This window comes from Caulobacter sp. GW821-FHT11E11, assembly GCF_058808315.1.
Genome location: NZ_JBXARO010000003.1, coordinates 15,347 through 34,664 on the forward strand (window position 1 = coordinate 15,347; position 19,318 = coordinate 34,664).

The following is a 19,318-nucleotide window of genomic DNA, read 5'->3' on the forward strand; positions in this document are numbered from 1 at the left end:
ACGCTCGCGCGTCTGGGTGTCTCGCGAACCCTTTGAAAGCTTTCATAAAATGTAAATTTCGCTACATGTGGCCCGGCTAGGTCTCGCCCCCTCTCAAGGGGATAAAAATGAAGACCTCTCTCAAGCTGCGCGCCTTCCTCCTCGCCGGCGCCGCCGTCCTGGCCGCCCCCGTCGCCGCCCTGGCCGCCGCAACCGTCGCCGCCGACACGGCCACGCCGCCCACCGCCACCGACGAAGGCAACACCGCCCTCAGCGATGTCCTGGTCACCGCCACGCGCCGTGAGACCAAGCTGCAGGAAACCCCGATCGCCATTTCGCTGATGGACAACAAGGCGCTGGAAGCGCGCCGCGTCCAGAGCCTGATGGACCTGGCCGACGGCGCCATTCCCGGCCTGCGCGTCGCCACCTTCGAGGCCCGTCAGTCGGCCCTGACCATCGGCATTCGCGGCATCGTCCCGCTGGACGCCAACCAGCCCGCCCGCGAGCAGGGCGTCGGCGTCTATATCGACGGCGTCTATCTGGGCCGCCAGCACGGCCTGGGCGCGGCCCTGCTCGACATCGAGCGCGTCGAGGTCCTGAAAGGCCCGCAAGGCACGCTGTTCGGCCGCAACACCGAAGGCGGCGCCCTGAACATGGTCACCCGCCAGGCGACCGGCGAGTTCGACATGCGCATGAAGGCGGGCGTGGGCAACTACGGCTCGCACAACGCCGAACTGCACCTGAACCTGCCGGCCATCGGCGACCTCGCCTTCAAGATCGACGCGGCCCTGCAACGCCAGGAAGCCACCACCAAGAACCCGCTGCCGGGCGCGATTGGCTGGAACGCCTATGACCGTCGCGGCCTGCGCGCCCAGGTCCGCTGGCGTCCGACCCAGAACTTCACCGCCGACCTGATCGGCGACATCGGCAAGGACAAGAACACGCCGTTCTACAGCCAGCTCTTGGGCTACAACCCGCTGGGCCTGACCGTCGGTCCGGCGACCGGCACGCTGCCCTCGGGCCAGATCCGTCCGCTGCCGTCGATCGTCATCGCCAGCGACAAGCGCATGAAGATGGCCGACATCGGCGTACCCCAGCAGTGGAGCGTCGACGACACCAACGGCGTGTCGCTGAACCTGAAGTACCTGGTCAACGACAACCTCGAACTGCGCTCGATCAGCGCCTATCGCGAAGTCGATGTCGACCAGTGGGACAATGCCGGCGGCGCCCACCGCATCCCGGCCTATTCGCCCAACACCAACTTCAGCCGCTACAGCCTGGCCGGCCTGTGGCAGCACCAGTTCAGCCAGGAGTTCCAGGCCGTCGGCAGCACCGAGCGCGTGGACTACGTCGCGGGCCTCTACTACTTCACCGAAGACGCCAGCGACGACGCCTCGACCCCCAGCACCAACCGCTGGAACGCCGACGGCGCCGGCTACACCATCCTCGACCCGACCCCGACCATCCGCGGCACGCGCTCGATCGACCGGGCCTCGCGCGCCACGGCCGAGAGCTACGCGGTCTATGGCCAGGCGACCTACACGCCGCCGCTGCTGAACGACGCGCTGCACCTGACGGTCGGCGGTCGCTTCACCTGGGACGACAAGAGCGGTGAGCTGTTCATCGTCAACAACGTGCGCACCAACCTGACCTTCGCCCAGAAGAACGACCGCTTCGACCCGATGGTCACCCTGGCCTATGACGCGGCCGAGAACGTCCACCTCTACGCCAAGTACTCGACCGGCTACCGCGCCGGCGGCGCCAGCTCGCGCTCGCTGACCTATCGCGCCTTCGGTCCGGAAGAGGTCAAGGCCTACGAGATCGGCGCCAAGACGGACCTGTTCGATCGCCGCGTGCGCCTGAACCTGGCCGCCTACGCGATGGACCGCCAGGGCAGCCAGATCGACTTCAGCCTGGTGACGGTGACCGGCTCGTCGACCCGCAACACGCTGGAGACCATCAACGCCCCGGGCACGACGAAAATCCGTGGCTTTGAAGCCGAGGGCCAATGGCGCGTGACGGAAGGCCTGACCCTGTCGGCGGCCTATGCCTATACCGACACCGAGGTGCCCCCGACCCGCAACCCCTTCAACGGCCAGCTGCAACCCGTGTTTATCGTCTTCACGCCGAAGAACGCGGGCAGCGTCTCGGCCGACTACGAGGCGCCGCTGTGGGGCGCGACCTTCCAGGCCCACGTCGACGCCAACTATTCGGACGCCACCCAGACCTTCGACCAGACCGACGTGAAGGCCGACAAGTCCTTCATCATGAACGCCCGCGTCGGGCTGGCCGACCTGCAGCTGAAGGAAGGCGGCCCGCGCATGGCGCTGTCGGTGTGGTCGCGCAACCTGCTGGACGCCGACTTCGTCTACCGCCGCGACCCTGCCAACCGCGCGACGCTGGGCGACTACGGCAACCTCAACGCCCCGCGCACCTACGGCGTCGAGCTGTCGGTTCGTTACTAAGCACTAGAGGCTTCACGCCCGCTGGACGAACCCGGCGGGCGTGAGGTTCAGCTGGCGCAGGTTCACGCCCATCTCGTTCTTGAAGCGGGCGGCGGCGGCGTCGCCCAGGCGGCGAGCCAGCGCCTTGTCGCCCCGCTGCACGGCGTCAAGATAGGCCGCGTGCTGCAGCAGGAAGTTCAGCATCAGGGTCTCGGCCATCTCCTGGCGCTGGGCGAGGTTCAGGCGGGCATAGGCGGGATTGTCGGCGATCATCCCGCGCACCTGCCGCAGCGCCCCCTGGGCCTGAGCGCGGTTGTTGTCCGCGCCATTGGCCATCACCCAGTTCAGCACCCAATAGCCGGCCAGGGCGTCGGCGACGTCGCCGGGACGCAGGCCGTCGGCGCCGACGATGCCGGCCCAGCTCTTTACGGGATCGCCGTTGCGCAGGACCTCGCCGACGCGGCGACCGGCCTCGGGTCCCGCCTGCTGGCCGACCCACTCGGAGAACTGTCGGCGCACGCGCTGGCTGACGACGGGCGAGGGCGCGTAGGCGGTGGTCACGGGCTTTGCGGCCGGGCGCGTCGGGGCGCTCGAGCGCCCCGAGTTGATCGCGGCGTCGACCCGCTGCTGGTTCAGGATGCTGTTCAGCTCGAAGCCCTGCGGCAGCACCGTGGGCATGTCCTGGGCGGCGGCGGGCAGGCCCGTCGTCAGGACGACGGCGGCCAGCAGCGGCGCCAGGCGGCGGAGGGTCATGGGAAGCTCCCCAATTTCACACCTCGCGCTAACGCCGGAGGTTGAGGAAAGTTCTCGGGCGATCGTCAGGTTGACTGGCCTCATCGCCCGCCGCATCGTCGCGCCATGACCCTTCGCAAGCTCGTCCTGGCCGCCTTGCTGCTGCTCGCCACGCCGGCTCTGGCGCAGGAAGCAAAGACCTACGGCGTCCCCGAGATCGCCGCCTTGGGGACGGCCAATACTCTGGTCGTGCGCGCGGCCTTCACCGACAGCAATGGCCAGCCGGCCGGGCTGGTGTCGTTCATCCGCGCGCCGGGCGAGGAGCCGCGGGTCGAGGTCCGCATGCCGCCCGCGAACGAGTGGCGGCAGGTCTATCCGCCGATGACGGCGACGATCTCGGCGGCGACCTGGCGCGCGCTGGTCGAGGACGGCGTGGGGTTCGACATCGTCCCGGCGCCCCCGCCGCCGCCCGAGCCCGGCAAGGTCGACGCGCTGGCGCTGTGCATGCACCCGTGGAGCGTCACGGTCGAAACGGTCGACGCCCTGGGCGATGTCCGGCGAGCGGGTGAGAACGCTTGCCGCAAGGGCGCGGCCCTGCGCTACGGCTTCGCCCTGGCCAAGGTCGCCGTAGCCGCCTTGCCGGCTTGCGCCACCCTGGACACCAGCCGCACTCGCAACGCTGTCACCCAACTGGCCGACTGCGCCCTGCTGTCGGGCGACCGGGCCGCGGCGGCCGAGGCCTACAATGTCTGGAAGACGCCGGGTTTCGCGCGTCCGCCCGGTCCCGACTTCGCGCGGCCGCTGGGCGCCCTGTTCTTCGACCAGGCCGAGGTGACCTGGCCCGGCGCGCCGATGGCCAAGGGGATCTTCGCGGCGTCACAGGCCTGGGTGGCGCGGGGGCCGGATCGGTACTTCCAGCCCCGGAAGATCATCGGCGACAGGGCCGACCTCGTGCGCATGCAGGGGGTGATCTGGACGCGCCCGAACGCCAACGCGCAATACGCTTCGGTCCCCGCCACACTGATCTGGACCCGCGAAAACGGCTTCGGCTTCCGCGTCCGCAGCTTCAAGCCGGACTAGATGAAGTCCAGCAAGCTCGACGGCGCGGCCACCGAGCCGTCGGCGTTGAACATCTGGGCCAGCTTGTCGCGCGAGGCCTGCAGCTCGACCATCTTGCTGTAGACGGCCGGGGTCCAGCCGGAGGCTTCGCGCTCCTCGGCGGTCATGCCGGCGTAGCGGGTGATCATCGCCTTGCCGAAGCCGCCTTCGTCCTCGCTGGTCGAGCTGTAGCTGGCCTTGATGGCGGCGCTGTCGCGCGAGCGGATCTCGGCCTTGGCCTGGGCGATCTCGTGGGCCGAGAACTGCTCGTCCTTGTTCAGGGCGACGGCCGACAGCGAGCGGTCGTCGAAGCGGCGGAAGTCGATCTCGCCACTGCTGGAGTCCTTGGCCACCTCGGGGGCGAAGGCCAGTTCGTACTGCTTGTCCAGCGCGGTGCGGACGTCGCCGGCGACCTTGCCGAAGTCGCGGGTCTTGGCCCCGGCCACGGCGCTGCCGGTTTCCTTCATATAGGCGGCGACGCTGTCGTTCTCGATGCCGGCGGGGGCCAGGCCTGGACGGGCGATGGCCTGCTTGCGGCCTTCGACCAGGGCGGCGCGCTCGTCGGTCCAGGCGGCCGAAGCCTTCTCCTCGGGACCGGCGGCGTCCAGTTGGTCGATGGCGGTCTGGTAGAGGCTGGCATAGTCGCCGGTCAGTCGCGCCTGGGCGGCGGGGCCGGCCAGGGCGGTGTCGTTCTGGCCCTTCAGGGCGAGGGCGGCGACGACCTGCTGGTCCAGCGGGAACTGGCCGCCCCGGTTGCTGGCGACGGCGTAGAGCGTACGGCGGTCCATGCCTGTGAGGTCGATGGCCGGATTGCCGTCCTTCAGCGCGCTTGAGGTCTTGGCGGCCTTCAGTTGGGCGGTGATCTGGATGCGAGCCTCGGCGACGACCGCGTCGATGGTGCGAGAGTCGGTCTGCGCCTTCAGCGCTGCCTGGGCCGCGGCCGAGAGGGTGACATTGACCGCCGGCGTGTTGATCGTCGGGCTCTGGTCGCGCGTCTGGCCATAGCCGGTCGACTGGTTGGCGCGCTGTGTCGCCGTCTGCCCGGCGGTCAGGCCAGGCGCGTAGGTCGGCGAATACGGGTTGATCGTCGTCATGGCGCGGACGGAACTCGAAGCGAATCAGACGCTTGACGATACCAGCCGCCCCTAGGGCAGGGCCACCCTATGGTTAATAGGTCGCAACCTTTGGCGCCTGGGCTAGTTCAGCACGCCCGTCAGCAGCGGCTTGGCGAACAGCTCGGCGGCTTCTTCGCGCGCCAGGCCGGGCGTCCAGGCGCCCAGCGAGGCGGCGGCGTTCAGCATCGAGTTGATCATGTGGGCGGCGATGCTGGGATCGATCGGACGGACCGAGCCGTCGGCGATGCCGTCGGAGATGATCGAGGCGAAACGCTGCCATCCGCGCATGTAGCCGTCGGCCATGTCGTGGCGCAGCGGCTCGGGCAGGGCGCCCAGCGACGAGGCGCGTAGCAGCGGCCCGTGCTCGGACAGCTGGTACGAGGTCAGGCCGGCGGCGGTCGAGACGAGCTGGGTCCAGCTGTCGGCCGGCAAGGCCTTTTTTCCAAGTTCTCTGGCGTCCAGCTGCGAGCGGCGAGTGACGGTGAAGGTCCGCTCGAAGCACTCGGACACCAGGGCGTCCTTGTCCTCGTGGTGATGGTAGAACGAGCCCTTGGTCACGTTCAGCGCCGCCGAGATGTCCTCGACCGAGGCGCCGCGATAGCCGCGCTGGTTGATCAGGCGGGTGGCGGCGACCAGGAAGGTCTCGCGCCATTCCTGGCCTTCCGGCGACTGCGGGGTCGGGTCGGGCAGGGGCTGCGGGGTCCACGCGCGGCCGTCGGCGGGCAGGCCGTTTAGCAGGATGTCGCCCATCCGGTCGCGCACCCGACCATAGTCCTCGACGTCGTAGCGGCGCAGCCAGCGGCCCGACCAGAACACTTGCTCCATCAGGAGGTGGGTGCGGGCGTTGCGCTGGCGCTTGTCCAGGTGGGCCATCGACGGGTCGTCGAAGAAGCTTCGCACCCGGCGGAACAGGTCGTTGAACGCGCCGACGACCGAGCCGCGTAGAGGCTCCTTCAGGGCCTTGATCTCGGTGAAGCTGGTGAGGGGCGTGGCCTCGCCCAGGCGGACCCGGCGGTTGAGGTCGAGATAGAGGTCCAGGAACTTCAGGATCCGCGCGGCGGGCGTCGCCTCGCCGGCGGCCTCCTCGACCATGGCCTCGAAGCGCTCCAGGCCGCGCATGAAGCAGGCGGCGGCCAGGTCGTCCTTCTTGCGGTAGTAGTAGGTGACGCTGGTGGTGTTGAGGCCGACCTTGGCCGCGACGTCGGCCAGGGTCATGCCGCGCACGCCCTGGCGGTTCAGGATCGCCGTGGCCGCAGCCAGGATCGTCTCCTTCTTGCGGGCGTAGCGGGCTGTCGCCGCCCCCGCGATCCGACCGTCATCCATCGTAACCAACCCCAAACAACCCGTCGCGCGCCGGTTGCGCCGGTCACTGGACGGTTGGGTCCAATTTAGGCGCCAGAAGAGGCGGCTTAAAGGCCGGCTCGTCCGTCACGGGACAATATGCGCCCCCTACAGCCGGCTTTTGTCAGGATTGTTGCAGCTCACCCCATTTTCGCAGCGTCGCGGGACTGTCGGAAAACGGTGTTTCGACCTTTACGCGAACTATGCCAAGGATGCGGCATCGGGGCGGGCGCTGGATTCCTTATCAGGAGCGTTCGCGAACATGACGGTAGTTGAAGGCGGATCGGCGGGGACCGGTCTGGTGGCGAGGGTCAAGGGGATACTGCTCTCCCCCTCCGCCGAATGGGAAAAGGTCGCGCGGGAGCCGGCCAGCATCGGCGGCCTGTTCGCGGGCTATGTCTGCATCCTGGCGGCCATTCCGGCCATAGCGGGGCTGATCGGCGGACAGCTGTTCGGCGTCGGCATTCCTGGCCTGTCGTTCAAGCCGGGTATCGGCGCGGCGATCGCCCTGGCGGTGGTCGGCTATGTCGGCTCGCTGGTCATGACCGCCGTTCTGGGCGTGGTGATCGAGGCCCTGGCCCCCAGCTTCGGGGCCGAGAAGAACCGCGTGCAGGCCTTCAAGGTCGCGGCCTATTCGGGCACCGCCGGTTGGGTCGCGGGCGTCCTGCAGATCGTGCCGGCCCTGGGCATGCTCACCCTGCTGGCCAGTCTCTATGGCTGCTACCTGCTGTACCTGGGCCTGCCGCGCGTCATGAAGGCCCCGGCCGACAAGGCGACCGGCTACGCGGTCGTCACGATCATTGTGGCCATCGTGGTTTCCCTGGTCATCGGCGTGGTCACCACCGCGATCGGCGGCGTGGCGGGGATGTCCGGCCTCAACGCGATGACCCATGCCGACAAGGCGTCGGGAACTGTCGAGATCAATGGCGCCAAGGTGGACCTGGGCCGCATGGAGGCTGCCGCCAAGCGGGCCGAAGAGCTGTCGAAGAACCCCGGCAAGGCCGCCTCGCCCGAGGCGCTGAAGGCCCTGCTGCCCGCCAATGCGGCCGGCTTCACGCGGTCCAGCGTCGAGACCACCTCCAGCGGTACGGACCAGGCCCAGATCGTCGTGGCCACCGGCCAGTACGACAAGGCGGACGGCGGCTCGTTCCGCCTGACGGTCACCGACCTTGGTCCGGTGGCTGGGCTTACCGCTCTGGCGGCAGGCATGGGCGGTCACGCCACGCGCGAGACCGCCGACGAGTACGAGAAGACGACCACGATCGATGGCCGACTGACCACCGAGCAGTGGAACCGCCAGAGCAACTCCGGGAAATACTCGGTGGTGATCGGCGACCGCTTCTCCGTCGAAGCCGATGGCTCGGCCGGCAACATCGACGCGCTGAAGCAGGCCGTGCGGTCGGTGGATGCCGGTCGCCTGGAGGCGATGGCGAAGTAGCTACGACGCCTTGCGCGTGCTCGGTCGGTCCGCCGTCAGGGCCTGGGCGATAGCCTGGGTCAGGGCGGTGGGCGACAAGGGCTTGGCGATGGCGCCGTCCATGCCGGCGGCCAGGTAGGCGGCCTGCTGGTGGGCCATGGCGTTGGCGGTCATGGCCAGGATCGGGACTTCGCCCGCCGGGCCTTTCAGCGCGCGGATGCGGTGGGTGGCCTCGACGCCGTCCATGCCCGGCATCTGGATGTCCATCAGGATCAGGTCGAAGGCCTCGCGGGTCGCGGCGGCCACGCCCTGGATACCATCGTCGGCGGTGGTGATCCGCGCGCCCAGGGCTTCGAGCATGCGGCCGGCGATCAGGCGGTTGGTGGCGTTGTCCTCGACCAGCAGGATACGCAGGCCGGCGAACAGCGCGCCGTCGGGTTCCTCGGTGTGGCCGGTCGGCGCGGCGCAGGTGTCGGTCTCGACCTCCAGCCAGAAGGTCGAGCCCTTGCCCAGTTCGCTGTCGAACCCAACCTCGCCGCCCATCATCTCGGCCAGGCGGCGGCAGATGGCCAGGCCCAGGCCCGAGCCGCCGAAGCGGCGCGTGGTCGAGCCGTCGCCCTGGCGGAAGCGCTCGAACAGGCTGAGCCCGGCCTCTTCGCCGATGCCGACGCCGGTGTCCTGGATCTCGAAGCGCAGGCGGGCGCGGTCTCCGTCGCGACGACCCGAGAGCCGCGCCACGACGCCGCCCTCCAGCGTGAACTTCACGGCGTTGCCCAGCAGGTTGAACAGGGCCTGGCGCAGGCGCAGCGGATCGGTGGCCACCCAGCCGAGATCCCCCGGCGCCTCCACGCGCAGATAGAGGCCCTTGGCCTCGGCCTGCGGCCGCAGCATGTCGGCGACGCCGGCCAGCAGGTCGCCGGGCTCGACCGGCTCGGTCGCCAGTTCCAGCTTGCCGGCCTCGATCTTCGAGAAGTCGATGATGTCGTTCAGCAGCTCCGACAGCATCTCGCCGCAGCCCAGGGCCTCGTTCAGCAGGCGGCGGCCGTCGTCGGTCAGGTTCTCGCTTTTCAGCAGGTGCAGCACGCCCAGCACCCCGTTCATCGGCGTACGGATCTCGTGGCTCATATTGGCCAGGAACTGGCTCTTGGCCTCGGCCGCGCCCAGGGCCGCGTCGCGGGCGGCGACCAACTCGGTGGTGTTCTGGCTGATGCCGATGACGTCCCAGGCGTCGGGGCTGGAGCCGCGCACGCCGCGCCAGGCGCAGTGCATATGGGCCCATTCGCTGGTGGCGGGATCGAGGTAGCGGTAGTCGATCTCGACATGCTCGCCCCGGCGCAGGGTCTTGGAGAAGGCCTCCCAGACGCGCGCGCGGTCCTCCTCGTGGATCGACATCGTCATCTCGGTGACGGTCATGGTCCGCACTCCGCCCTGCGGCGAACTGGGGGTGGGGATGTCCTGGTCGAAGACGTAGACGCCCTTGCGCGGGTTGAAGCGCCAGACATAGACGCCGGCGGCGGTGCGCAGCAGCTCGTTGGAGCGCTCGGCCTGCTGGCGGGTGATCTCGCGGGCGCGGTCCTCGCTGAAGTCCTGGAAGACGATCAGCAGGCCGCCGCCTTCCAGCACCTTGGACTGCGAGCGCACCCACAGCCAGCCGCCGCCCTTGCGAGCCAGGCGGTGCTGCGAGCGGGCCTGGCCGACGCTGCGCAGGGTGTCGGCGATCGCGTGGATCACCTCTGTGTCGTGCAGGTGGAAGAAGTCGCGGATCGGGCGGCCCAGCGTGTCCTCGGCCGTCCAGCCGGTCAGGTCGGTCCAGGCCGGATTGACGCGGATGATCGCGTCGTCCTGGAGGACGACGAACATGTCGAGGCTGCTCTGGAAGAACCAGTCGGCGGCCGCGGCTTCGATTCTGGAGGCAGCCTCGGTATCCAAGTGCTTGCCCATCCCGTTTCCCTCGTTTTCAATCGGTATCGCAGGATCGGGTAAAGTTTACGTTGCGGCATAACGTCCGAACGTGAGTCCTGATCCAGGCCAACGAAAGTCGTGAACAAGGGGAGAGCAGGACGTTGAGTAAGCCAGAAGCCGTGGGACTGTCGTCGGACCGACTTAACCGCATCGAGACCTTCCTCAAGGGCAAGTATATCGAGAGCGGAAAACTGCCCTGCGCCCTGACGCAGGTCTGGCGACGCGGGCAACTGGCCTATACGTCGGTGCTGGGCTCGGCCGACATTGAGCGCAACAAGCCGCTGACGGCCGACAGCCTGTTCCGCATCTATTCGATGACCAAGCCGGTCACCAGCGTGGCCTTTATGATGCTGGTCGAGGAGGGGCTGGTGTCGCTGGACGACCCGGTGCACCGCTTCATCCCGGCCTGGCGCGACCAGGGCGTGTTCGTGGCTGGCGTCCAGGGCGCGTTCCAGACCAAGCGCACGGCCGAGCCGATGCGGATGCTGGACCTGCTGCGCCACACCTCGGGCCTGACCTACGGCTTCCAGAACCGCAACAATATCGACGCGGCCTATCGCAAGCTGAAGCTGGACGGCATCGACAGCGAGGGGGGCTTGCAGGGCTATGTCGACGCGCTGGGGACTGTGCCGTTGGAGTTCTCGCCCGGCGAGGCCTGGAATTATTCGGTCTCGACCGATGTGCTGGGTTATCTGGTCGAGACAATCTCGGGGATGCCTTTCGACGTCTTCCTGAAGACCCGCATCTTCGATCCGCTGAAGATGACCGACACCGGCTTCTTCGCAGCCGAAAGCGAGAAATCCCGCCTGACCGCCTGCTACGCCCTGACCCCGTCGGGCAAGGTGGTGCTGCAGGATGATCCGGAGAAGAGCCGGTTCCTCTCCGATCCGATGGTGAAGTCGGGCGGCGGCGGGCTGGTCTCGACGGCCGACGACTACATGCGCTTCTGCCGGATGCTGCTGAACGGCGGTGAGCTGGACGGCGTGCGGCTGCTCAGTCCCAAGACCATCAAGCTGATGACCATGAACCATCTGCCCGGTGGTCAGGAGCTGGTGCACCTGTCCAAGTCGCTGTTCAGCGAGGCGGTGTTCGAAGGGCTGGGCTTTGGCCTGGGCTTCGCCATGACCATCGACCAGGCCCGGACCAAGAACCTGGGTTCGCCCGGCGAGTACTTCTGGGGCGGCATGGCCTCGACCGCGTTCTGGATCGATCCGGTCGAGGACCTGGCGGTGGTGTTCATGACCCAGCTGATGCCGTCGAACGCCTACCCGATCCGCCGCGAACTGCGGACGCTGGTCTATTCCAGCTTCACGGAAAGCGCGGCCTAGAACGCAAAGAAACGGCGCGGGATGCCCTCCCGCGCCGAGTTGCGCTTTACCAAAGTCCGACGCATTGCGAGCAATACGCCACGCTCGCGGACTCCACCGACTTCGAAACGTCAGGACGCGTGCAAGTCGCGCCCAAAGCCCATGACTTTCCGCGAACGCCCTCCCCAGTACGGATCATTCTCTCTGGATTTCAGGCGAATACGGCGCGCGAGCGGGCTCGGCGGCGCATCCGTCGCCACGGATGACCTCGACTGAAACTAACGTTTCGAATTTGGAGTATGCAATCGGAGCCGTCAACAAGCCTTGCCTGATAGACGGGCGCCGCCACGGAGGTCTGGACATCTTCGCCACAGCGTGCAGGCTGGCTTCAAACAACCGTTCAAACGAAAAATAGGGTCGAAACGCCATGGCCGCGATCAACGCCGTCACCGATCTTTCCGTCGAAGGCGACATCGGCGTCGTCACGCTGAACTCGCCGCCGGTCAACGCGCTGTCGGCCGCTGTCCGCGAAGGCTTGAAGGGCGCGTTCGACGCCGCCATCGCCGACCCGGCCGTGCAGGCGATCGTGCTGATCTGCGAAGGCAAGACCTTCATCGCCGGCGCCGACATCACCGAGTTCGGCAAGGCCATGACCGGCCCGTCCCTGCAGGACGTCCAGAACGTCATCGAAAACTCGCCCAAGCCCGTGGTCGCCGCGATCCACGGCACGGTGCTGGGCGGCGGCTTGGAAGTGGCGCTGGTCGCGCACTACCGCGTCGCCGTGCCGTCGGCCAAGGCCGGCCTGCCGGAAGTGAACATCGGCCTGCTGCCCGGCGCCGGCGGCACCCAGCGCCTGCCGCGCATCGTCGGCGTCGAGAAGGCGCTGGAGATGGTCACCAGCGGCCAGCACGTGCCGGCCAAGGCCGCGCTGGCCATGGGCCTGTTCGACTCGCTGGTCGAGGAAGGCGCGCTGCGCGACGGGGCGATCGCCTTCGCCCGCGTGGTGCTGGCCGAGGATCGGCCGCTGAACAAGGTCCGTGAGCTGAACGACAAGGTCGAGGCCGCCCGCGGCAAGCCCGAGATCTTCGCCGACTTCCGCAAGGCCAACGCCAAGAAGTTCCGCGGCTTCATGGCCCCGGAGAACAACATCAAGTGCATCGAGGCGGCGGTAAACCTGCCCTTCGAGGAAGGCCTGAAGGAAGAGCGCCGGCTGTTCATGGAGCTGATGACCGGCACGCAATCGGCCGCCCAGCGCTATGTGTTCTTCGCCGAACGCCAGGCCGCCAAGATCCCCGACGTGCCGGACGACACCGCGATCATCCCCGTCAAGAAGGTCGGCGTCATCGGCGCCGGCACCATGGGCGGCGGCATCTCGATGAACTTCCTCAACGCCGGCATCCCGGTGACGATCATCGAGGCGAAACAGGAGAACCTGGAGCGCGGTGTCGGCGTCATCCGCAAGAACTACGAGAACACCGCCAAGAAGGGCCGCCTGACCCAGGACGACGTCGAAAAGCGCATGGGCCTGCTGACGCCCTCGATGAACCTAGAAGACCTGGCCGACTGCGACCTGATCATCGAGGCCGTGTTCGAGCTGATGGAGATCAAGAAGGAGGTCTTCGGCAAGCTGGACAAGATCGCCAAGCCCGGCGCGATCCTGGCTTCGAACACCTCGTATCTCGACATCGACGTGATCGCCGCCTCGACCTCGCGGCCGGAAAGCGTGATCGGCCTGCACTTCTTCTCGCCGGCCAACGTCATGCGCCTGCTCGAGATCGTGCGCGGGGCCAAGACCGACAAGTCGGTGATCGCCACCTCGATGCAGATCGGCAAGAAGATCGGCAAGGTCGCGGTGCTGGTCGGCAACTGCCACGGCTTCGTCGGCAACCGCATGCTGGCCCAGCGCCAGCGCGAGGCCCAGAAGCTGATCCTGGAAGGCGCCATGCCCTGGGACGTCGACCGGGTACTGTACGACTTCGGCCTGCCGATGGGTCCGTTCGCCATGAGCGATTTGGCCGGTCTCGACATCGGCTGGGACCCGGCCAAGACCTCGTCCTCGACCGTGCGCGAGGTCCTCTGCGAGATGGACCGCCGTGGCCAGAAGAACGGCAAGGGCTTCTACGACTACGACGAGAACCGCAACGCCAAGCCCAGCGCCGAAGTCGAGCAGGTGATCCGCGACTTCGCCGAGAAGCGCCAGATCCAGCGCCGCGAGATCAGCGACCAGGAGATCCTGGAACGCTGCCTCTATCCGATGGTCAACGAGGGCGCGAAGATCCTGGAGGAGGGCAAGGCCATCCGGGCGTCCGACATCGATATCGTCTGGATCAACGGCTACGGCTGGCCGGTCTATCGCGGCGGCCCGATGTTCTGGGGCGAGCTGGTGGGTCTGGACAAGATCCTGGCCAAGATGCGCGAGTTCCACGAGACGCTGGGCGATGACTTCAAGCCGTCGGCGCTGCTGGAGCGGCTGGTGGCCGAGGGCAAGGGGTTCAAGGACGCTTAGGGCAGCGCTGCCCCTTTGCCACAATCCGCTCATCCCCGCGAAAGCGGGGACCCAAGCCGAGTCCGACGATTGATCATGGGCCGCGCCACAACCCGAAAGCCAGCTTGGGTCCCCGCTTTCGCGGGGATGAGCGGTATTTGGGGATCAGAGTAAGTAGGAAGATCGCCATGACCATCGCCGCCATGATGTCCGCCGACTACGGCACGCTCGGCGACATCCTGCGTGTCCGCGCCCAGGAAGGCCCCAACCATCCGGCCGTGATCATGGAGACCGGCGAGAGCGTCACCTACGCCCAGTTCGACGCCCTGGCCGACCGCGTCGCGGCCGCTCTGCAGCGCGATGGTGTCCAGCCCGGCGAAGCCGTCGCTGTCTGCGCCCTGTCGTCGATCCCCTATGCGGCGCTGTTCCTGGGCGCCTTGAGGGCCGGCGTCGCCGTGGCCCCGATCGCGCCGTCCTCGACCCCCGACGCCATCGCCGGCATGGTCGCTGACTGCGGGGCCAAGCTGTTCTTCCTCGACGCCGGGGTGGAGGAGGCCCAGAAGCCCGCGCCGATCCCGGTGCGCCAGATCGATCTGGACCGCGACTTCGACGCCTGGCTCGCGCCCCTCGACGCCCAGCCACAGCCGGTCCAGATCGGCCCCGAGCACCCCTTCAACATCATCTATTCCAGCGGCACGACCGGCACGCCCAAGGGCATCGTCCAGTCGCACGGCATGCGCTGGAAGCATGTGTTCCGGGGCGACGGCGTCGGCTACGGCCCGACGGCGGTCAGCGTGCTGTCGACCCCGCTCTATTCCAACACCACCCTGGTCTGCTTCTTCCCCACGCTCGCGGGCGGCGGAACCGTCGTGCTGATGAAGAAGTTCGACGCCGGCAAGTACCTGTCGCTAGCCCAACAGCACCGCATGAGCCACACCATGCTGGTGCCGGTGCAGTACCGCCGCCTGATGGAGCGGCCCGACTTCGGCGACTACGACCTGTCGTCGACGCACCTGAAGTTCTGCACCAGCGCCCCGTTCGCGGCCGAGCTGAAGCAGCAGGTCTTGGAGCGCTGGCCTGGTGGCCTGGTCGAATATTTCGGCATGACCGAGGGCGGCGGCACCTGCATCCTCATCGCCCATGAGCATCCCGACAAGCTGCACACGGTCGGCCGCCCGGCCCCGGGCCACGACATTCGCCTGATCGACGAGGACGGCGTCCAGGTCGGTCCCGGCGTGGTCGGCGAGATCGTCGGCCGTTCGGCCGCGACCATGAACGGCTATCACGGCCGCCCGGACAAGACCGCCGAGGCGATCTGGACCTCGCCCGAGGGCTGGACCTTCATCCGCACCGGTGATGTGGGCCGCTTCGATGACGAGGGGTTCCTGACCCTGATGGATCGCAAGAAGGACATGATCATCAGCGGCGGCTTCAACATCTATCCCTCCGACCTCGAGGCGGTGCTGGTCCAGCATCCGGCGGTGGTCGAGGCGGCGGTGGTGGGCGTGCCCTCGGCCGAGTGGGGCGAGACGCCGGTGGCTTTCGTGGCGGTGCGGGGTGCGGCGGATTCGACCGAGATCAAAGCGTTTGTGAACGGCCAGGTCGGCAAGACCCAGCGGCTGGCGGACGTCCGTGTCGTGGAAAGCCTGCCAAGAAGCCATATCGGCAAGGTCTTGAAGCGCGAACTCCGCGACTCATGGCAGATTCAGCCTAGCGCATAGACTTTTTTGCCGCGACCGCGCGCCACATTAGGCCAAGCGGAATCGATGAATACGGTTGCTTAACCATATGGTGCGGCCATTGCGGTCGCCCGGTTCGTCGTGGAATGCGTCTGAAATGCTCCCGAAGCCCGTCGCCGCTCAGCTCAACGCCCTTCAGCAGAGGGCGTTTGTCCGTGCTTCCGGCGCGCCGATCGACTTCGACGCGGTCGCCGCCGCGCTCGGCGCCGCCGGTCACGCCTCGGACCTGGACCAGCGTCTGGCCGCCCGCTTCGCCCGTCCCGTCGCCGTCCGCGCCTTCGCCGAACGTGTCGAGGCCACCGCCGCGGCGCTGAAGGCCATGGGCGTGCGCGAAGGCGGGATCTGCGTCGTCTCGGCCCTGGCCGATCCCGAGACCCTGGCCGGCGTCGCCGCCGCCGGTCTTAAGGCCTGGCTGGTCGATGTCGACCCGTTCAGCGCCATGTTTGACACCAATCACCTGCGTGAGCGCCTGCCTGAGGCCCCCGGTCCGCTGGAAGCCATCGTGCCCGCCGCCGCCCACGGCCGCGCCCCCGACATGCGCGCCTGGTCCGCCTTCCGCGCCGAGACCGGCCTGCCGATCCTGATCGACGCCGCCGGCGCCTTCGACGTGGTCATCGAGGCGCCTGTTCCTGTTCTGGTGGGTCTGCCCGCTGGGCAGGGCGTGTTCGTCGCCTGCGAGGACGCCACGGTCATCAACGACATCCAGGCGGAAGCCTTCTCCGGCGACGACGGCCTAGCCGCCTGGCCGGGCCTGCGCCAGCGCCTGTGCGGCACGGCCCAGCAACTGCGCGTCCTGCTGCTGGACAGCGGCGTCGGCTTCCAGCCCGGCTGGGGCATGAGCTGGATCGCCCCGACCTGTGCCCTGTCGCTGCCCACCGACGACGCCGGCGCCGTGGCCTGGAAGCTCCAGGCGGCGGGCGTTCAGGCCAGTTGCTCCGTGCGCGATCGTTCTCTCGCGACCGACGACACCCCGACCGCCGACCACCTGGCGGCCTCGACCGTGGTGATCACGCTGGATCCGAATCTCGACATCGAGGGCCTGGATCGCCTGTGCGACGCCCTGCGCGACGCGGTGGCCTAGAGCCGCGTGATGTCCTAGTCATTCGCCGGAGATTCCGAGGATGACGATGGCCGAGACGTTCCACTGCGCGATCTGCGGCGAAGACCACGACGGCCTGTCCCGGGACTGGGGCTACGGCCTGCCCGACGAGGTCTGGGCGCTGCCGGAAGACGAGCGCGACGCCCAGGCCCGCTTTAACGACGACCTGTGCCAGTGGGGCGACCGCTTCTTCATCCGCTGCATCCTGCCCGTGCCGCTGAAGGGCACGGACGACTATTTCGGCTGGGGCCCTTGGGTCGAGGTCGATGCCGAGGTGTTCGAGCGCTATCTCGACCTCTATGACGCGGACGGTCGCGAGGAGCCGCCGGTTCCGGGCAAGCTGGCCAACAAGCTCGAGGCCTATACCAACACCTCGTTGGGCACGCGGGTCCTGATCCAGTTCCAGGATCCCGGCGAACGCCCGACCCTGAGCCTGCCCGAGAGCGACAAGAGCCGCCTGGCGCAGGAGCAGCGCGGCGGCATCGACGCCGCGCGGCACCACGAAATCCTGGAAATCTGCGGCGCCTAGAGCCAGCCGGCCTTTTTGAACCGGCGATACAGAAGGCCGCAGATCACCACGATCCCGGCCAGCACGCCATAGTACCCGTATTCCCACTTCAGCTCGGGCATGTGCTCGAAGTTCATGCCGTAGATGCCGGCCACCGCCGTCGGCACGGCCAGGATGGCGGCCCAGGCGGCCAGCTGGCGGGTGATCACGCCCTGGCGCTGCTGCTCCAGCAGACTGCTGATCTCAAAGACCGAGGTCAGCACTTCACGCAGGCCGTCGACCAGGATCTCGGTGCGCTGGATGTGGTCGCGCACGTCGCGGAAATAGGCCCGCACCTCGGTGTCGATGCAGGGCAGGTCGTGGTGTTCCAGCGCGCTGACCACCTGGGTCATCGGCCCCAGCAGCTTCTTGAACTTCATCAGCGCCCGACGAAGGTTGAAGATGCGGGCGATCTCGGCGCGGCTGAGGAAGGCGTCCAGGGCTCGCCGCTCGAAGGCGTGCAGGTCGTCTTCGATCGTGTCGACGATCGGCATGTAGCCGTCGACGATGAAGTCCAGCACCGCATGCAGCACATAGTCGACGCCGTGGGCCAGCAGGGCTGGCGCGGCCTCCAGCTGGGCCCGCAGTTCGGTATGGGCCCGGGCCGAGCCGTGGCGGACGGTGATCAGGTGCCGGCGGCCGACGAAGAAGTCGGTCTCGCCATAGATGATGTGGTCGTTGTCCAGGTGCGCGGTCTTGGCCACGACGAACAGCTGGTCGCCATAGACGTCGACCTTGGGCGTCTGGCGGGCGTTCAGCGCGTCCTCGACCGCCAGCGGGTGCAGGCCGAAAGCTTCCTGCAGCACACGCAGCTCCGCCTCGTCGGGCTCAACGAGGCCGATCCACACGAACTCGTCGCCTTGCGGCGTCAGGCTCGCCGGATCGTCCAGGCTGAGCGCGCGAACGGCTTTGCCGGCGACATAGGCGTTGGCGGCGACGACGGTCACAGTATTAGTGAGCCGCCGCGTAGGCCTCGACCTGGGCCACCCGCTCGGTCTTTTCAGCCTCGCTCAGGAACGAGCCGGTGAAGCTGTTCTTGGCCAGGGTGACGATCTCCTCGCGCGTGAGACCAACCGCGCCGGCGGTGGCCAGGTAGTTCTCCAGCAGGTAGCCGCCGAAATAGGCCGGGTCGTCGGAGTTCACCGTCGCCTTCAGGCCCAGGTTCAGCATGGTCTTCAGCGGGTGGACGTCCAGGCTGGGCACGCCGCACAGCTTCAGGTTCGACAGCGGGCAGACGGTCAGGGTGGTGCCGTCCTTGACCAGGCGAGCCGTCAGGGCCTCGTCCTCCAGGGCGCGGTTGCCATGGTCGATGCGGTCGACCTTCACCAGGTCGATGGCTTCCCAGACATATTCCGGCGGGCCTTCCTCGCCGGCGTGGGCCACGACCTTGAGGCCGAGGTCACGCGAGGCCTGCATGACGCGGGCGAACTTGGCGGGCGGGTGGCCGACCTCCGAGCTGTCCAGGCCCACGCCGGCCAGCTTGCCCAGCCAGGGCTTGGCCTGTTCCAGCGTCTCGAACGCGCTCTCTTCCGACAGGTGGCGCAGGAAGCAGAGGATCAGCTTGGACGTCACGCCCAGGGTCTTCTCGGCCTCGTCCATGCCGGCCAGCAGGCCTTCCATGACCACGCCGAAGGCGATGCCGCGATCGGTGTGGGTCTGCGGGTCGAAGAAGATCTCGGCATGCGTGCCGCCGTCGGCCGCCAGGCGTTTGAAATAGGCGAGGGCCAGGTCCTTGAAGTCCGCCTGCGTGATCAGCACGCCCGCGCCTTGATAGTAGATGTCCAGGAAGTCCTGCAGGTTCGAGAAGTCGTAGGCCGCGCGGATCTCCTCGACCGAGGCGAAGGGCAGGGTGATCCCGTTGCGCTTGGCCAGCTCGAACATCAACTCGGGCTCGAGGCTGCCCTCGATGTGCATGTGCAGCTCGGCCTTGGGCAGGCCCCTAACAAAGTCGGCAAAGGCGAATTGGGCGAAGGCGGTGTCGGTCATGGCGTTTTATGCGCGCGGGCATGGCCGTTGATCAACCGGGGATCGGCCGAAACCACTGGTCATGCCG

Annotated in this window: 14 protein-coding genes; 8 read left to right on the plus strand and 6 right to left on the minus strand. The window is 67.8% G+C overall.

The window, feature by feature from the left end:
• Positions 1-107 precede the first annotated feature (107 nt).
• Entirely contained in the window at positions 108-2,444 is a 2,337-nt protein-coding gene (locus AC1RR5_RS07395; protein ID WP_492920592.1) for a TonB-dependent receptor, read from the plus strand.
• Positions 2,445-2,456: 12 nt separating this feature from the next.
• Here the strand turns inward: AC1RR5_RS07395 and AC1RR5_RS07400 are convergent, their stop codons facing one another.
• Positions 2,457-3,176: a DUF6683 family protein gene (locus AC1RR5_RS07400; RefSeq protein WP_492920593.1), complete on the minus strand. Its 720-nt coding sequence runs from the start codon at positions 3,174-3,176 to the stop codon at positions 2,457-2,459.
• Between the two features lie 105 nt (positions 3,177-3,281).
• Between AC1RR5_RS07400 and AC1RR5_RS07405 the strand changes: the two genes are divergently transcribed.
• The gene (locus tag AC1RR5_RS07405) at positions 3,282-4,235 is read left to right on the plus strand and encodes a hypothetical protein (protein ID WP_492920594.1); all 954 of its coding nucleotides are present in this window, start codon (positions 3,282-3,284) and stop codon (positions 4,233-4,235) included.
• On the opposite strand, the gene AC1RR5_RS07410 is transcribed toward AC1RR5_RS07405, so the two are convergent.
• Both AC1RR5_RS07410 and AC1RR5_RS07415 read right to left on the minus strand, forming a co-directional pair.
• On the minus strand, positions 4,232-5,347 hold the full coding sequence (locus AC1RR5_RS07410; protein ID WP_492920595.1) for a hypothetical protein: 1,116 nt from the start codon (positions 5,345-5,347) through the stop codon (positions 4,232-4,234). The two genes, AC1RR5_RS07405 and AC1RR5_RS07410, sit on opposite strands and share 4 nt — an antisense overlap.
• Before the next feature lie 102 nt (positions 5,348-5,449).
• Positions 5,450-6,700: a TetR/AcrR family transcriptional regulator gene (locus AC1RR5_RS07415; protein WP_492920596.1), complete on the minus strand. Its 1,251-nt coding sequence runs from the start codon at positions 6,698-6,700 to the stop codon at positions 5,450-5,452.
• Between the two features lie 271 nt (positions 6,701-6,971).
• On the opposite strand from AC1RR5_RS07415, the gene AC1RR5_RS07420 reads away from it, so the two are divergent.
• Positions 6,972-8,147: a Yip1 family protein gene (locus AC1RR5_RS07420; protein ID WP_492920597.1), complete on the plus strand. Its 1,176-nt coding sequence runs from the start codon at positions 6,972-6,974 to the stop codon at positions 8,145-8,147.
• Here AC1RR5_RS07420 and AC1RR5_RS07425 read toward each other — a convergent pair whose 3' ends face one another.
• Positions 8,148-10,067 carry an ATP-binding protein gene (locus AC1RR5_RS07425; protein ID WP_492920598.1) on the minus strand — a complete coding sequence of 640 codons (1,920 nt, stop codon included), beginning with the start codon at positions 10,065-10,067 and terminating at the stop codon, positions 8,148-8,150. It abuts the gene before it with no gap.
• Between the two features lie 122 nt (positions 10,068-10,189).
• Here AC1RR5_RS07425 and AC1RR5_RS07430 point away from each other — a divergent pair, with 122 nt between their 5' ends.
• From AC1RR5_RS07430 to AC1RR5_RS07450, 5 genes are all read left to right on the plus strand, one after another.
• On the plus strand, positions 10,190-11,416 hold the full coding sequence (locus AC1RR5_RS07430; protein ID WP_492920599.1) for a serine hydrolase domain-containing protein: 1,227 nt from the start codon (positions 10,190-10,192) through the stop codon (positions 11,414-11,416).
• A 406-nt stretch (positions 11,417-11,822) separates the two neighbouring features.
• On the plus strand, positions 11,823-13,901 hold the full coding sequence (locus AC1RR5_RS07435; RefSeq protein ID WP_492920600.1) for a 3-hydroxyacyl-CoA dehydrogenase NAD-binding domain-containing protein: 2,079 nt from the start codon (positions 11,823-11,825) through the stop codon (positions 13,899-13,901).
• A gap of 167 nt (positions 13,902-14,068) precedes the next feature.
• Positions 14,069-15,601, plus strand: coding sequence for a class I adenylate-forming enzyme family protein (locus AC1RR5_RS07440; RefSeq protein ID WP_492920601.1), 1,533 nt, complete (start codon positions 14,069-14,071; stop codon positions 15,599-15,601).
• 115 nt (positions 15,602-15,716) lie between these two features.
• Entirely contained in the window at positions 15,717-16,700 is a 984-nt protein-coding gene (locus AC1RR5_RS07445) for a DegT/DnrJ/EryC1/StrS family aminotransferase (protein ID WP_492920602.1), read from the plus strand.
• Between the two features lie 46 nt (positions 16,701-16,746).
• Positions 16,747-17,247 carry a DUF2199 domain-containing protein gene (locus tag AC1RR5_RS07450; protein ID WP_492920603.1) on the plus strand — a complete coding sequence of 167 codons (501 nt, stop codon included), beginning with the start codon at positions 16,747-16,749 and terminating at the stop codon, positions 17,245-17,247.
• Here the strand turns inward: AC1RR5_RS07450 and corA are convergent.
• On the minus strand, positions 17,244-18,212 hold the full coding sequence (corA, locus tag AC1RR5_RS07455; RefSeq protein ID WP_492920604.1) for a magnesium/cobalt transporter CorA: 969 nt from the start codon (positions 18,210-18,212) through the stop codon (positions 17,244-17,246). The genes AC1RR5_RS07450 and corA overlap by 4 nt on opposite strands.
• 4 nt (positions 18,213-18,216) lie before the next feature.
• The gene (locus AC1RR5_RS07460; protein WP_492920605.1) at positions 18,217-19,251 is read right to left on the minus strand and encodes an adenosine deaminase; all 1,035 of its coding nucleotides are present in this window, start codon (positions 19,249-19,251) and stop codon (positions 18,217-18,219) included.
• Positions 19,252-19,318 lie beyond the last annotated feature (67 nt).

Bases quoted from the DNA above. Each gene is read 5' to 3' on its own strand.
- AC1RR5_RS07400 (WP_492920593.1), bottom strand. From the start codon at position 3,176: ATGACCCTCCGCCGCCTGGCGCCGCTGCTGGCCGCCGTCGTCCTGACG.
- AC1RR5_RS07405 (WP_492920594.1), top strand. From the start codon at position 3,282: ATGACCCTTCGCAAGCTCGTCCTGGCCGCCTTGCTGCTGCTCGCCACG.
- AC1RR5_RS07435 (WP_492920600.1), top strand. From the start codon at position 11,823: ATGGCCGCGATCAACGCCGTCACCGATCTTTCCGTCGAAGGCGACATC.
- AC1RR5_RS07450 (WP_492920603.1), top strand. From the start codon at position 16,747: ATGGCCGAGACGTTCCACTGCGCGATCTGCGGCGAAGACCACGACGGC.
- AC1RR5_RS07440 (WP_492920601.1), top strand. From the start codon at position 14,069: ATGACCATCGCCGCCATGATGTCCGCCGACTACGGCACGCTCGGCGAC.
- AC1RR5_RS07395 (WP_492920592.1), top strand. From the start codon at position 108: ATGAAGACCTCTCTCAAGCTGCGCGCCTTCCTCCTCGCCGGCGCCGCC.
- AC1RR5_RS07460 (WP_492920605.1), bottom strand. From the start codon at position 19,251: ATGACCGACACCGCCTTCGCCCAATTCGCCTTTGCCGACTTTGTTAGG.
- AC1RR5_RS07425 (WP_492920598.1), bottom strand. From the start codon at position 10,067: ATGGGCAAGCACTTGGATACCGAGGCTGCCTCCAGAATCGAAGCCGCG.
- AC1RR5_RS07445 (WP_492920602.1), top strand. From the start codon at position 15,717: ATGCTCCCGAAGCCCGTCGCCGCTCAGCTCAACGCCCTTCAGCAGAGG.
- AC1RR5_RS07420 (WP_492920597.1), top strand. From the start codon at position 6,972: ATGACGGTAGTTGAAGGCGGATCGGCGGGGACCGGTCTGGTGGCGAGG.
- AC1RR5_RS07410 (WP_492920595.1), bottom strand. From the start codon at position 5,347: ATGACGACGATCAACCCGTATTCGCCGACCTACGCGCCTGGCCTGACC.